This window comes from Streptomyces sp. NRRL B-3229, assembly GCF_000719505.1.
GTDB lineage: Bacteria > Actinomycetota > Actinomycetes > Streptomycetales > Streptomycetaceae > Streptomyces > Streptomyces griseorubiginosus.
In genome coordinates, this window is the sequence record NZ_JOGP01000013.1 from 49,168 (window position 1) to 62,467 (window position 13,300).

Annotated in this window: 12 protein-coding genes; 10 read left to right on the forward strand and 2 right to left on the reverse strand. The window is 71.5% G+C overall.

Annotated features, from left to right (window positions below; translation table 11 throughout):
- Positions 1–29 precede the first annotated feature (29 nt).
- The 3 genes from IF54_RS0122160 (at position 30) to IF54_RS0122170 (ending at position 2,327) form a co-directional block, all read left to right on the forward strand.
- Positions 30–1,202 carry a glycerophosphodiester phosphodiesterase gene (locus IF54_RS0122160; protein ID WP_030321357.1) on the forward strand — a complete coding sequence of 391 codons (1,173 nt, stop codon included), beginning with the start codon at positions 30–32 and terminating at the stop codon, positions 1,200–1,202.
- A 75-nt stretch (positions 1,203–1,277) separates the two neighbouring features.
- A complete protein-coding gene (locus IF54_RS0122165; RefSeq protein ID WP_030321360.1) occupies positions 1,278–1,784 on the forward strand; it encodes a sigma-70 family RNA polymerase sigma factor in 507 nt (168 codons plus the stop codon).
- 45 nt (positions 1,785–1,829) lie between these two features.
- The gene (locus IF54_RS0122170; protein ID WP_020138022.1) at positions 1,830–2,327 is read left to right on the forward strand and encodes a GNAT family N-acetyltransferase; all 498 of its coding nucleotides are present in this window, start codon (positions 1,830–1,832) and stop codon (positions 2,325–2,327) included.
- A gap of 66 nt (positions 2,328–2,393) precedes the next feature.
- Here IF54_RS0122170 and IF54_RS0122175 read toward each other — a convergent pair whose 3' ends face one another.
- Positions 2,394–2,825, reverse strand: coding sequence for a hypothetical protein (locus IF54_RS0122175; RefSeq protein ID WP_030321363.1), 432 nt, complete (start codon positions 2,823–2,825; stop codon positions 2,394–2,396).
- Positions 2,806–3,165, reverse strand: a complete 360-nt coding sequence (locus IF54_RS0122180) for a hypothetical protein (protein ID WP_030321366.1) — start codon at positions 3,163–3,165, stop codon at positions 2,806–2,808. Before IF54_RS0122180 ends, IF54_RS0122175 begins: the two co-directional genes overlap by 20 nt.
- A 69-nt stretch (positions 3,166–3,234) precedes the next feature.
- Between IF54_RS0122180 and IF54_RS0122185 the strand changes: the two genes are divergently transcribed.
- From IF54_RS0122185 to cobT, 7 genes are all read left to right on the forward strand, one after another.
- On the forward strand, positions 3,235–3,885 hold the full coding sequence (locus IF54_RS0122185) for an HAD family hydrolase (RefSeq protein ID WP_030321368.1): 651 nt from the start codon (positions 3,235–3,237) through the stop codon (positions 3,883–3,885).
- Between the two features lie 321 nt (positions 3,886–4,206).
- Positions 4,207–5,238, forward strand: coding sequence for a methionine ABC transporter ATP-binding protein (locus IF54_RS0122190; protein WP_030321370.1), 1,032 nt, complete (start codon positions 4,207–4,209; stop codon positions 5,236–5,238).
- The gene (locus tag IF54_RS0122195; protein ID WP_030321372.1) at positions 5,235–5,960 is read left to right on the forward strand and encodes a methionine ABC transporter permease; all 726 of its coding nucleotides are present in this window, start codon (positions 5,235–5,237) and stop codon (positions 5,958–5,960) included. The genes IF54_RS0122190 and IF54_RS0122195 overlap by 4 nt, the downstream gene beginning before the upstream one ends.
- A gap of 67 nt (positions 5,961–6,027) precedes the next feature.
- Positions 6,028–6,858 (forward strand): MetQ/NlpA family ABC transporter substrate-binding protein, encoded by an 831-nt coding sequence (locus tag IF54_RS0122200; protein WP_030321375.1) that lies wholly within the window; start codon positions 6,028–6,030, stop codon positions 6,856–6,858.
- Positions 6,859–7,038: 180 nt separating this feature from the next.
- Positions 7,039–7,677, forward strand: a complete 639-nt coding sequence (locus tag IF54_RS0122205; RefSeq protein WP_030321377.1) for a GNAT family N-acetyltransferase — start codon at positions 7,039–7,041, stop codon at positions 7,675–7,677.
- 83 nt (positions 7,678–7,760) lie between these two features.
- A complete protein-coding gene (cbiE, locus tag IF54_RS0122210) occupies positions 7,761–8,972 on the forward strand; it encodes a precorrin-6y C5,15-methyltransferase (decarboxylating) subunit CbiE (RefSeq protein WP_030321379.1) in 1,212 nt (403 codons plus the stop codon).
- 366 nt (positions 8,973–9,338) lie between these two features.
- Positions 9,339–13,265: a nicotinate-nucleotide--dimethylbenzimidazole phosphoribosyltransferase gene (gene cobT / locus IF54_RS0122215; protein WP_030321383.1), complete on the forward strand. Its 3,927-nt coding sequence runs from the start codon at positions 9,339–9,341 to the stop codon at positions 13,263–13,265.
- The last annotated feature ends 35 nt before the right edge of the window (positions 13,266–13,300 follow it).

Below are 13,300 nucleotides of genomic sequence, written 5' to 3' on the forward strand. Positions count from 1 at the left end.
TCGAAGAGGCGACGGAAGAAGGGGTCCACATGGGATCGCAGGACGCGCACACGGACGGCACCGGACGACGGGCGCTTCTCGGAGCCGCGATGCTCGGCGCCGGGGGAGCGGTCCTGGGCCTGTCGGGTACGGCGAGAGCGGCGGCCGGGGGAGCCGCCGGGTACGGCAGGGGCGGCGGGCTGAACAGCCTTCCCGTACCGACGATCATCGGCCACCGGGGCGCCAGCGGCTACCGCCCCGAGCACACCTTCGGCTCCTACCAGCTCGCCCTCGACCTGGGCGCCGACATCGTCGAGGCCGGCGACCTCGTCCCGACTAGGGACGGCCACCTGGTCTGCCGTCACGAGCCGGAGATCGGCGGCACGACCGACGTCGCCGACCACAAGGAGTTCGCCGACCGCAGGACGACCAAGGTCCTCGACGGCGTCTCCGTCACCGGCTGGTTCACCGAGGACTTCACGCTCGCCGAACTGAAGACGCTCCGCGCGATCGAGCGCATTCCGGCCAACCGCCCGCACAACACGCTCTACGACGGCCGCTGGGAGATCCCCACCTTCGAGGAAGTCCTCAGGTGGCAGGACGAGCAGACCCGCAGGCGCGGCAAGCAGGTCTGGATCTACCCCGAGACCAAGCACCCCACCTACTTCCGCAAGCTCGGCCTGGGCCTCGAGGAGCGGGTCGCCAAGCTCCTCCACAAGCACCGCAAGGACCGGCGCAACTCCCCGGTCATCCTCCAGTCCTTCGAGCCCACCAGCATCCAGCGCCTGAACAAGCTCGTCGACAACCCCCTCGTCGTGCTCCTGTCCGCGGCGAACACCCGCCCCTTCGACTTCGTCGAGACCGGTGACCCGCGCACGGTCGCCGACCTGATCACCCCCAAGGGCCTCAGGGAGATCGCCGGCTACGCCCAGGGCATCGGCCCGACTCTGGACCTCGTGATCACGAAGAAGGCGGACGGCAGCCTCGACAAGGAGACCACCCTGGTCGCCGACGCCCACAAGGTCGGGCTGATCCTGCACCCCTACACCATGCGCAACGAGAACCCCTTCCTGCCCGCCGAGTACCGCAAGGGCAGCGACCCGGACGCCTACGGAGACGTCTTCGGCGCCTTCCAGCGGTACTTCGCCACCGGCATCGACGGCGTCTTCACCGACAACGCCGACACCGGCGTCCTGGCCCGCCAGGACTTCGTCAACGGCTGAGACACCAGCCCCCGATGGGGGTGACTTACGGCCGCCCGGGCAACCCACGACCCGGGCGGCCGTGTCGTACCGCATATGACGCACGACTTGGTCACCACCCTGCGCCCGCTGCTCACCGCCGAGGCATCCGCGGAGGCACATGCCACCGGTACGGAACCGGGTGACCTCGAGCAGGCGGTCTGGGTCCGACTCCTGGAACACCTGGAGACCCAGGGCCCGCCTCTCGACCCGCCCGGCTGGCTCCGCCGGGCCGTCCGCTCCGAGTCCCGCCGCAGCCGTCGTACGACCCGTCTCGAACGGCCCTACGACACCGAGCCCGTGGCCGACGACGACCACACCCCCGAGCAGCTCACCCTCGCCGCGGCCCGCCGGAGGGCCGTCCATGACGCGGTCCGCCGGCTGCCCGGTCGATGCCCCTCTCTCCTGGCCGCCCTCCTCTCCCCGAAGGACCTCACGTACCGGGAGATCGCGGGGGAGTTGGGTATCTCACAGGGCAGTCTCGGTCCGGAACGTTCCAGATGCCTGGGATGTCTACGACGACTGCTTGCACCGGAGGTTGCGACACGCCGAACACGGGGATAGGAGTGGGGGACAACAGGCGATCAGGTGAGCGGGAGGCGTGCGCACATGGGCATGAGCGTGACCATCTCTGCGGCGGCCGAGCAGGACGCGGAGCAGATCTTCAGGCTGCAGTACCTGTGCTTCCAGAGCGAGGCGGCGCTGTACGGCAACTACCGCATCGACCCGCTCGTCCAGACCCTGGACTCGGTCCGTGCGGAGGTGGCTTCGGACTGCGTCTTCGTGGCCCGCCTGGGCGACGAGGTGGTCGGCTCGGTCCGCGGTCGCGTCACCGAGGACGGCTCGGCCGCCATCGGCAAACTCTGCGTCCACCCCCGCCTCCAGGGCCACGGCATCGGGGCCCGTCTCCTGCGGGCGGCCGAGTCGGCCCTGGCCGAGCAGCGGGGTGCCACCAGTTTCCGCCTCCACACCGGCCACCGCAGCGAGGGCAACCTCCGCCTGTACCGCAAGGTCGGCTACCAGACGGTCGGCACGTCGGAGGGCGAGGACGGGGTACCGATGATCGTCCTGGAGAAGCCGGCCGGTACATACGCAGCGACGGCCTGATCACCCACCCAGGGGCGCGGGGAACTGCGCGACCAGCCACGATGGGCCGGATGCCGCCACTCGACCTCAGGCGGCATCCTTCGTGGGCGCACCCTTCCGCAACCAGTAGATGGCGGAAAGCGGCAGCAGCACGGGGATGAACAGATACCCCATCCCGAAGTCCGACCACACGGTCGCATCCGGAAACGCGGACGGCTCGATCAACGTCCACGTGCCGACGGTCAGCACCCCCACCAACTCGGCACCACAGCACGCGAGCGCCACCTTGCGAGCCGTCTCTCCGCCCCGAACCAGCGTGTACGTGATGAATCCGTACACGACCCCCGCCACCGCGGACAGCGAATACGCCAGCGGCGCCCGGTCGAACTCGGTGGAGATCTGGTACGCCGACCTCGACACCGCTCCGACGACCATCACGCCGTACAGCCACACGAGAAGCGTCCCCGGTCCGCTGGCCAAGCTCCGCCGCCGAGTCACCTCAGCCTCCCCAGATGTCATAGAGCCGCACCTCCAGAACGGCCAGCACCACCCCGCCGGCGGCAACCGTCACCGACCCCCACCGCGTCCGCTCCGCGAGCGACATGAACCCCGCCGCCGGCACACACGCGAACGCCCCCAGCAGATAGGCGACGAAGATCGTCGTGCCCTGCTCCGGCTTCTCGCCCCGCGCGAGCTGCACGATCCCGATCACCAGCTGGACCAGCGCCAGCACCGACACCGCGGCCATCCCGATGAAGTGCCAGTCCTTGGTCGGCTGATCTCGGTACGCGGCCCAGCCGCACCAGGCGGCCAGCAGCAGCGCGGCGACGCCGGTCACCAGCGTCAGGGCATCAAACATGCGGCGAGCCTATTACGGCCCAAAAGACCTGATGCGGCCGCCCCCGCCCGGCACCGTAGGGTCGAAGCCATGAAGATCCATGCCGAAGCCCTTCTGTTCGACAACGACGGAACCCTCGTCTCCTCCCTCGAATCCGTCCACCGCTGCTGGACGCGCTGGGCCGAGGAGTTCGGCATCACCCCCGAGGCCTTCGCCCGGGTCGAACTGCACGGGCGTCCGGCCGTCGAGATAGCCGCCGAACTGCTTCCCGCCGACGTGGTGCCGCAGGCTCTCGCCCGGATCGAGCAACTGGAGGTGGAGGACGTGCCGAACGGGGGTGTCCATCTGCTCCCCGGGACCAGGGACCTCCTCGGCTCGCTGCCCCCGCACCGCTGGGCCGTCGTCACCTCCGCCACCCGCCGGCTCGCCGAGGCCCGTCTCGAAGCCGTCGGCATCCTCCCCAAGACGCTGATCGCCGCCGACGACGTCAGCCGCGGCAAGCCCGACCCCGAGCCCTACCTGCTCGCCGCCAGGGAGCTCGGTGTGGACCCGGCCCGCTGCGTCGTCTTCGAGGACGCCCCCGCCGGCCTGCGGGCAGGACGCGCCGCCGGAATGACCACCGTGGCGTTGACCACAACCCACGCGTCCCACGAACTGGACGCCGATCTCGTGGTCGAGAACCTGTCGGCCCTGTCCGCGCTGGTGACGTCCGGCGGAGTGGAGATCGCCCCGCGCCACTGACCTGTCCGCCGCTGTCCAGCATGTGGACAGCGGCGCTTTGTCAGGACCGTACTTCTGCTTTACTGATCGCATGACCACGACGAGCTGCCGCACCCTTGCGACCGAGGCGACCCTGACGCCCGGTGCTCGTTGTATGTGTCGAATGCGCGCCTGTTAGAGGGCCCCCGCACCACCCCTGTGAGCCTCGCGCCCCGAAGCGAGCCGCCCCGGCACGTCCGTACGCCGTGAACATCCCGTACGTGACCCCTGTGCCCGCGCACGACTTCCTCCCGTACCAGGGCACACCCACGCCCTGCGCTACTCGACAGTGATGGAAACCCAGTGATCACGACATCAGGCCTCACGAAGGTCTACCGCTCGCGCGGCCGTGAGGTCACCGCCCTGGACGGCGTCGATCTCCATGTCCGCGAAGGCGAGGTGTACGGCGTCATCGGCCAGTCCGGCGCCGGCAAGTCCTCGCTCATCCGCTGCGTCAACCTGCTGGAGCGCCCCACCGCCGGCACCGTGACCGTCGCCGGGCGGGACCTCACCGCCCTCGCCGGGCGCGGACCGCGGGCCGGCCGGGAACTGCGGCAGGCGCGCAGCCGGATCGGCATGGTCTTCCAGCACTTCAACCTGCTCTCCACCCGGACCGTCCAGGACAACGTCGAGCTGCCGCTCGAGATCCTCGGCACCTCCGGCAAGGAGCGCTCCCGCAAGGCACTCGAACTGCTGGACCTGGTCGGGCTCGCCGACAAGGCCAAGGCGTACCCCGCCCAGCTCTCCGGCGGTCAGAAGCAGCGCGTCGGCATCGCCCGCGCCCTCGCCGGCGACCCCAAGGTGCTGCTGTCCGACGAGGCGACCAGCGCGCTCGACCCGGAGACCACCCGCTCGATCCTCCAGCTGCTGCGCGACCTGAACCGGCAGCTCGGGCTGACCGTGCTGCTCATCACCCACGAGATGGACGTCGTGAAGTCGATCTGCGACTCGGCCGCCCTGATGGAGAACGGGCGCATCGTCGAGTCCGGGACGGTGAGCGAACTGCTCGCCACCCCCGGCTCCGAACTCGCCTCCGCGCTCTTCCCCGTGGGCGGCGAGGCGACCGGCGAGGACCGCACCGTCCTCGACGTCACCTTCCACGGCGAGGCGGCCACCCAGCCCGTCATCTCCCAGCTGTCCCGCACCTACAACATCGACATCTCGATCCTCGGCGCGGCCATCGACACCGTCGGCGGCCTCCAGGTCGGCCGGATGCGCATCGAACTGCCCGGCCGCTACGAGGACAACGTCGTACCGGTCGGCTTCCTGCGGGAAAAGGGCCTCCAGATCGACGTCGTCGGTGAGTCCCAGCTGGTGAAGGAAGGTGCCAAGTGACGTGGTCCGAGATGCAGCCCCTGCTGGAGCAGGCGTGTTGGGACACCCTCTACATGGTCGGCTGGTCCACGGTCATCGCCGTCGTGGGCGGCCTTCCGCTCGGTGTGCTCCTCGTCCTCACCGACCGGGGCGGACTCCTCCAGAACGTCGTCGCGAACAAGGTGATCGGGCAGGTCGTGAACGTCGCCCGCTCGATGCCGTTCATCATCCTGATGGTCGCGCTCATGGGCTTCACCCGCTCCCTCACCGGGACGACCATCGGCCGCGAGGCGGCCATCGTGCCGCTCGCCATCGGCGCCATCCCGTTCTTCGCACGCCTCGTCGAGACGGCGGTCCGCGAAGTGGACGGCGGACTGGTCGAGGCCGTGCAGTCGATGGGCGGCAACACCTGGACCATCGTCCGCAAGGTCCTCGTCCCGGAGGCGCTGCCCTCGCTGATCGCCAGCACCACCACCACGATCGTCGCGTTGATCGGCTATTCCGCGATGGCCGGCACGGTCGGCGCCGGCGGCCTGGGCGACATCGCCATCCGGTACGGCTACCAGCGTTTCGAGACTCAGCTCATGTGGATCACGGTCGCGATCCTCGCCGTCGTCATCTCGCTCATCCAGTTCGCCGGCGACTACGCGGCCCGCTCGCTGCACCGCCGGGGCGGACGCTCCGGACCGGCGCCGAAGCTGCGGCTGCTGAAGGCGGCCACGGCGGACACCAAGACCGTTTGAGCCGACCCCTGTTCGTCCCGTGCACCCCATCACGGGATCGCTGCACCCAAAAGGAAAGGCACTTTTCGTGCGTAACACCGTAAAGCTCACCACCGCCGCGCTCGCCGCCGGAGCCCTCACCTTCGGGCTCAGCGCCTGCGGTTCGTCCGGCTCGGGCTCCGCCTCGGACACCAGCGGCCCCCTCGTCGTCGCCGCGAGCCCCACCCCGCACGCCGAGATCCTGAACTACGTCAAGGAGAACCTGGCGAAGAAGGCGGGCCTCGACCTGGAGGTCAAGGAGTTCACGGACTACGTGACCCCCAACACGGCCACCGAGGACGGCTCGGTCGACGCCAACTACTTCCAGAACCAGCCGTACCTCGACGACTTCAACAAGAAGCGCGGCACCCACATCGCGCCCGTCGTCACGGTCCACCTGGAGCCGCTCGGCCTCTACTCCCACAAGGTCAAGAGCGCCGACGCCCTCAAGAGCGGCGCCACGATCGCCGTCCCGAACGACAGCGTGAACGAGGCCCGCGCCCTCAAGCTGCTCGCCGCCAACGGCCTGATCACCCTCAAGGACGGCGTGGGCAACGAGGCCACCCCCTCCGACATCACCAAGAACCCGAAGAACCTCAAGTTCAAGGAGCTGGAGGCGGCCCAGACCCCGCGCTCCCTCGACGACGTCGACGCCGCGGTCGTCAACGGCAACTACGCCATCGAGGCCGACCTCAAGCCCGCCAAGGACGCCCTGGTCCTGGAGTCCGCGAAGAACAACCCCTACGGCAACTTCCTCGCGGTGAAGGAGGGCAACCAGGACGACCCGCGCGTGAAGAAGCTCGCCGAGCTGCTCACCTCGCCCGAGGTCAAGAAGTTCATCCAGGACAAGTACGCCGGTTCAGTCATCGCGTCCTTCTGACCTCCGCAGGGCCGCCCGGCGCGTATACGACGTATCGCCACGCACGGGGTCCACTCGCTCACCATGTGTGGACCCCGTGATGCGGTGCGGTGCTCTGATGCTGCATGCTGGGCAGTTCAGCAGGCACTGAGGCAGACACTGAGGCAAGCCCTGAGGTTTCCGACGGTTACGGAGCGGCGCATGACAGGCACCTTCCCCAACATCTCCATCAGCACGGAGCGGTTGGTGCTGCGCCCCCTCGACGAGGACGACGTGCCCGCGCTGGCCGAGATGATGAACGACGAGCAGGTCGGGGCCTGGACCGACGTCCCGCAGCCCTACTCCGAGGAGCAGGCGCGCGGCTGGATCACCCGGTACGCGCCCACCGAGCGGGAGTCCGGCCGCGGACTCGACCTCGCCGTCACCGAGTTCCTCACCCAGCGCCTGGTCGGCATCGTCCAGCTCGCCAAGACCGACTGGCATGTCCGCTCCACCGAGCTGTCGTACATCATCGCCCCCTGGGCCCGCGGCGAGGGCTACGCCTCCGAGGCCGCGCTCGCCACCGCCCAGTGGCTGTTCACCGACCAGAAGCTCGAGCGCATCGAGCTGCGCACGGCGGCCGACAACACCGCCTCCCAGCAGGTCGCCCAGAAGATCGGCTGTATCAGCGAGGGCGTCCTGCGCGGCGCCTGCATAGCGCACGTCCGCGCCGAGGACGGCACCTGGAGCGACGTCCGCACCGACTTCATCGTGTGGAGCCTGCTGCCCGAGGACCTCGACGGCGCGGGCGAGCAGATGGCCGACGCGGACGGCTTCACGCCCTACTCGGACTGGAACTGACCGAGTTCGGCGAAAGCGCTTCCCCGTCCGACGGGGTAACCTCCCGACGAACACCTGCGCATATTCCTGGAGACTGAGACACGATGGCCGACCGGGTCACGGTGATCGGCTGGGACGGCTCGCCGCTGACCGCCGCGGCACGCTCCGCCCTCGGCGCGGCCACCCTCGTGGCGGGCGCCGCCCACCACCTGGCACTTCCCGAGGTGCCCCCCAACGCCGAACGCATCCGCCTCGGCAGCGTCGCCCTCGCCGCCCGCCGCATCACCGGCCACCGTGGTACCGCGGTCGTCCTCGCCGACGGCGACCCCGGCTTCTTCGGCGTCGTACGGACCCTGCGCGCACCCGAGTTCGGCCTGGAGGTCGAGGTCGTCCCCGGTGTCTCCTCGGTCGCCGCCGCCTTCGCCCGCGCCGGGATGCCCTGGGACGACGCCCAGGTGGTCGTCGCGCACCGCCGCACCCTGCGCCGCGCGGTGAACGTGTGCCGCGCCCACACCAAGGTCGCCGTCCTCACCTCACCCGGAGCCGGCCCCGCCGAGCTCGGCCTGCTGATGGACGGCGTCCACCGCACCTTCGTCATCTGCGAGGAACTCGGCACCGACCGCGAACAGGTCACCGTCGTCACCTCCGACAAGGCCGCCGACCACACCTGGCGCGACCCGAACATCGTCATCGTCATCGGCGGCACGGCCCCCGTGACGCCGGACGGCGGCTGGATCGCCGGCCGTGACCCGGCCGCCGCACCGCGCGGCTGGACGCTGCCCGCCGAGTCCTACGGCGGCCTCATGGGCGAAGGCGAACTGGAACCGCTCCGCGCGGCCCAACTCGCCCGGCTAGGACCGCGCGTCGGCGACCTGGTGTGGGACATCGGCTGCGGCAGCGGCGCCTTCGCCACCGAGGCCGCCCGGGCAGGAGCCGCCGTCATCGCCGTCGACCGCGACCTCAGGGCCTGTGAACGCACCGAGGCCAACGCCCGTGCCTTCGGACTCCAGGTCCAGATCGTCGCCGGCACCGCCCCGCACGTCCTGGAGAACCTCCCCGAACCCGACGTCGTCCGCGTCGGGGGCGGGGGAGTGGCCGTGGTCTCCGCGGTCGCCGACCGCCGACCGCAGCGGATCGTCGCCCACGCGGCCACCCGCGACGAGGCCGAACTCGTCGGCCGGGACCTCACCGAACACGGCTACCGCGTCGAGTGCGCCCTCCTCCAGTCCGTCGAACTCGACACCAGGGCCTGGACGGAGACGGAGCGGAGCGTTGCGTTCCTGCTCAGCGGGGTCCTTCCGGACCGTACGGTCTGACCCGGTTCGCCGTCCCCGTGATCCTGTTGTCGTACTGCGCGCGGTAGGCTGGCCGACCGTTGTACCGCAGCAAGCGGCCCGGCATTCGTTCGTCAATGTCCGGAAAGCGCGCCCGTTTTGGGGTGGGTGCGGTACGGCACAACCGGAGGACGCGCAACGTGGCGCAGTCCACAGCGGGTCGTCGCGGATCAAGCTGTCGCGACGGGGGAACGGCCGGGACAATGCCAGTTAATGGCTTTGTCGTCTTTCTCGGCGGGCCGTTCGTGCCGCTGGGCACGCACGCTCGTTCTTCACTGCGGGGGCGGTCGGTGCGCCGTCCCCGGTGAGCTGGTCGTAGAAGCACTAACCGATGGGCGAGGGGTACGCATGACCGACACCGGCCAGGTTCCGGGCGAGGGACTGCCGGAGAACGCAGGCATGGTGGAACAGCCGGGCGTCCCGGGTGCGTACACCTACCTCTCCGAGACTCCCGCCGAGGACGAAGACCTGTTGCTGCTGCCGGGCGCCCAGAGCCCCTGGGGCAACGAGGTCGCCCCGCCCGCGCCGGAGCCGGTCGTCGAGACCCTCCACGAACCGGGACCGCACGAGATGGCCGGCCGCGACAGCGGGGCGCACGACCTCAGCGCCGTCCGCAGCCCCCAGCTCCAGGCGCCCACGGTGCCGATCCCGCCCATCACCCCCCGTCGGCCGCTGCACCTCGGCCCGCCGATCCCCGACTCCTCCGCGAGTCCGGTCCGTTCCCTCGCCGACCGCGGCCCCGCGGGCGCGCCCGTACGGCAGCCGGTCACGGCCGGTCCCGAGTACTTCGACGCCCCGCAGCCGCAGGGCGCGGTCCCGTGGGGCGCGCCGACCGCCGTCCAGACGCCGGTGAGCGCGGTGGCCCCGGCTGCCGAAACGGTTATTCCGGCGCCCGCTCCTGTTGCGGAGCCGGTGGGCGCGGCGCAGGCGGCCGTGGCCCGGCTGGCGTCCGAGGCGGGTTCCGTCGGATATGCGCCGCAGGAGCAGGCTCCCGTCGCCGTCCCGGAGGCCGTGCACGAGGCGGCCCCCGAGCCGCTGCCGGGCGCGGAGACGGGCGCGGTGGCCGACCTCGGCCCGGACGGGGAGCAGGCCGTGAGCGCCGAGGCGGCTCCGGCCGTCGCCGAGGAGCCGGCCCCGGGGCAGCTGCCGGGTGACGGCGATCTGCCCGAGGCGGTTCCGGCGGTGGAGGGTGATGCCGCTGACGCCGGGCAGGTGCCCGCGGATCAGGACGTCCCCGGTACCGACCCGGCCGCGGTCGAAGGACTCGTGCCCACGCAGGAGCAGGAGCAGGTCCCGGGTGCCGAGCCGGTGGTCGAGGGTGCGCAGGTGGGCGAGGTCGCCGAACCCGCACCCGAGCCCCCGTCCGTCGCGGTGGACGGCGAGACCACGGCGGCGGAGCCGGAGGCGGCCCCGCAGGATGCCGCACCGGAGGCCGACGCTGCCCCGGAGGCCGACGCTGCCCCGGAGGCCGACGCTGCCCCGGAGGCCGACGCTGCCCCGGAGGCCGACGCTGCCCCGGAGGCCGACGCCCTGCCGGAGACTGCCGTCGCCGTTGCCGCGGAGGCTGCCGAGGTGCAGGAAGAGGTCGGCGCCACCGAGGAAGCCGACGCTGTCACGGAAGCCGTCGTTCCAGAAACGGTTGTTGTGGAGGAGACGGCTGTCCCTCCGGTCGCCGAGGTCGCCCACGAAGTCACCGTGACCCCGGAAGCGGACGCCCTCCAGGAAGCGGCCCCGGAAGCGGACGCCGTCCAGGAAGCGGCCCCGGAAGCGCCCCAGGCCCTGGAAGCCGACGCTCCCGAGGAGCCCGTGACCGCCCCCGAGCCCGCCCCTCTCGCCGAGGAAGCCCTCACGGCACCCGAAGCAACCGCGCCGGAAACGGCCGCGCCGGAATCCCCGCTCGCTGCCGAGGACGCCGAGTACGCCGAGTACGCGGAAGACACGGCACCCGCGACCACCCCGGCCACCTCCGAGGCCGTACCCCTCCCGGACCCGACGGAGACCGAGCCCACCGCTCAGCCGACGGCCCCCGCGGCACCGGTCGAGGTCGTTCCTCCCGCCAAGGATCCGTCCTTCGCGGAGCCGCTTCCCGAGCCGCTTCCCGAGCCCGCTCACGCAAGCCACTACGCCGCTCCGGAGCCGACCGTGGTCCCGGACAGCGCTCCGCAGGGCCCGCAGCCCGCTCCCCGGCCGCTCCTGGCCGATGTCGCCGACGCGCAGGGTCAGTTCGCGGTGCCCGGCAGCGCAGAGGCCCCCGGGGTCCTGCCCAGCGCGGTGCCCATGGAGCCCCACCCGGGCCAGCCCCTCGGCGAGTTCGTGGCGGTGGACGGTTCGGTGCCCACCACTCCGCACCTCGCGCCGACCCCGCCCCACCCCCTGAGGCTCCCCGAGGACCAGGCCGCGGTCCCGGCCCCGCGGGAGGCGGACGGCGACGCCGGACTCGTACAGCAGGCGGACGACCTGGACACCAGGGCGGCCGACCAGGAAGACCAGGAAGCACCGGAAGTGAGCACGGCCCCCGTGGCAGAAGCACGCCGGTCCACGGGCCCCGCCGCGCCCGCCTACGACGACGCCGAGCGCGAGGCCGTGCTCAAGGTGATGCGGGAGCGCCGGGACATCCGCAACGGCTTCCGAAGCGACCCGATCCCGCACGAGGTGCTGCTCCGCGTCCTGGAGGCCGCCCACACCGCGCCCTCCGTGGGCCACTCGCAGCCCTGGGACTTCGTCGTCATCCGCTCCGCCGAGACGCGCGGCGCGATGCACGAACTGGCCCAGCGCCAGCGCGACGCGTACGCCAGGTCGCTGCCCAAGGGCCGGGCCAAGCAGTTCAAGGAACTGAAGATCGAGGCCATCCTCGACACCCCGGTGAACATCGTCGTCACTGCCGACCCCACCCGCGGCGGCCGCCACACCCTCGGCCGGCACACCCAGCCGCAGATGGCCCCGTACTCCGCGGCGCTCGCCGTCGAGAACCTCTGGCTCGCCGCCCGCGCCGAGGGCCTCGGGGTCGGCTGGGTCAGCTTCTTCGACGAGCGCGAGATGGTCCGCGCCCTCGGCCTGCCCGAGCACCTGGAGGTCATCGCGTACCTGTGCGTCGGGTACGTCGACGAGTTCCCGGACGAGCCCGAGCTGATGCAGGCCGGCTGGTCCAAGCGCCGCCCGTTGTCCTGGGTCGTGCACGAGGAGACGTACGGCCGCCGCGCCCTGCCCGGCGAGGAGCCGCACGACCTGCTCGGCGAGACCGTCGCGCAGATCCGCCCGCTGGACGCCAAGGCGCTCGGCGAGGCCTGGGAGCGGCAGAAGCGCATGACCAAGCCGGCCGGCGCGCTCGGCATGCTGGAGATCATCTCCGCCCAGCTGTCCGGGCTTTCGCGCCAGTGCCCGCCGCCGATCCCGGAGCCCGCGGCCGTCGCGATCTTCGCCGGCGACCACGGTGTGCACGCCCAGGGCGTCACCCCCTGGCCGCAGGAGGTGACGGCCCAGATGGTCGCCAACTTCCTCGGCGGCGGCGCGGTCTGCAACGCCTTCGCCGGCCAGGTGGGCGCGGAGGTCTGTGTCGTGGACGTCGGTGTCGCGGCCGAACTCCCGGCCACGCCCGGTCTGTTGCCGCGCAAGATCCGGGCCGGCACGTCCGACATGACCACCGGTCCCGCGATGACCCGCGAGGAGGCCAAGCAGGCCATCGAGGTCGGCATCGAGACGGCCCGCGACCTGGTCGCCGCCGGCAACAAGGCCCTGCTCACGGGGGAGATGGGCATCGCGAACACCACCGCGTCCGCCGCCCTGATCTCCGTCTTCACCGGCACCGACCCCGCCGAGGTCACCGGCCGCGGCACCGGCATCAACGACGAGACGCTGGCCCGCAAGACCGAGGTCGTGCGGCGCGCGATCGAGGTCCACCAGCCGGACCCCGCCGACCCGATCGGCGTCCTCGCGGCCATCGGCGGCTTCGAGCACGCCGCGATGGTCGGCCTGCTGCTCGGCGGTGCCTCGCTGCGCACCCCGGTCATCCTCGACGGCGTCAGCGCCGGCGCCGCCGCCCTGGTGGCCCGCGCCATCGCCCCGGAGGTCCTCGCCGCCTGCATCGCGGGCCACCGCAGCGCGGAACCCGGCCATGTCGCCGCGCTGAACAAGCTCGGCCTGCGCCCCCTGGTCGACCTCGACCTGCGCCTGGGCGAGGGCACGGGCGCGCTCCTGGCCCTGCCGCTCGTCCAGAGCACGGCCCGCGCCATGCACGAGGTGGCGACGTTCGACTCGGCGGGGGTCACCGAGAAGTAGCTCCGGAACCGGGGTGGGGTACGCGTCCCTGCGTG

Coding starts and splice junctions, on each gene's coding strand:
- IF54_RS0122160 (WP_030321357.1), top strand. CDS start 30: ATGGGATCGCAGGACGCGCACACGGACGGCACCGGACGACGGGCGCTT.
- IF54_RS0122165 (WP_030321360.1), top strand. CDS start 1,278: ATGACGCACGACTTGGTCACCACCCTGCGCCCGCTGCTCACCGCCGAG.
- IF54_RS0122170 (WP_020138022.1), top strand. CDS start 1,830: ATGGGCATGAGCGTGACCATCTCTGCGGCGGCCGAGCAGGACGCGGAG.
- IF54_RS0122175 (WP_030321363.1), bottom strand. CDS start 2,825: ATGACATCTGGGGAGGCTGAGGTGACTCGGCGGCGGAGCTTGGCCAGC.
- IF54_RS0122180 (WP_030321366.1), bottom strand. CDS start 3,165: ATGTTTGATGCCCTGACGCTGGTGACCGGCGTCGCCGCGCTGCTGCTG.
- IF54_RS0122185 (WP_030321368.1), top strand. CDS start 3,235: ATGAAGATCCATGCCGAAGCCCTTCTGTTCGACAACGACGGAACCCTC.
- IF54_RS0122205 (WP_030321377.1), top strand. CDS start 7,039: ATGACAGGCACCTTCCCCAACATCTCCATCAGCACGGAGCGGTTGGTG.
- cbiE (WP_030321379.1), top strand. CDS start 7,761: ATGGCCGACCGGGTCACGGTGATCGGCTGGGACGGCTCGCCGCTGACC.
- cobT (WP_030321383.1), top strand. CDS start 9,339: ATGACCGACACCGGCCAGGTTCCGGGCGAGGGACTGCCGGAGAACGCA.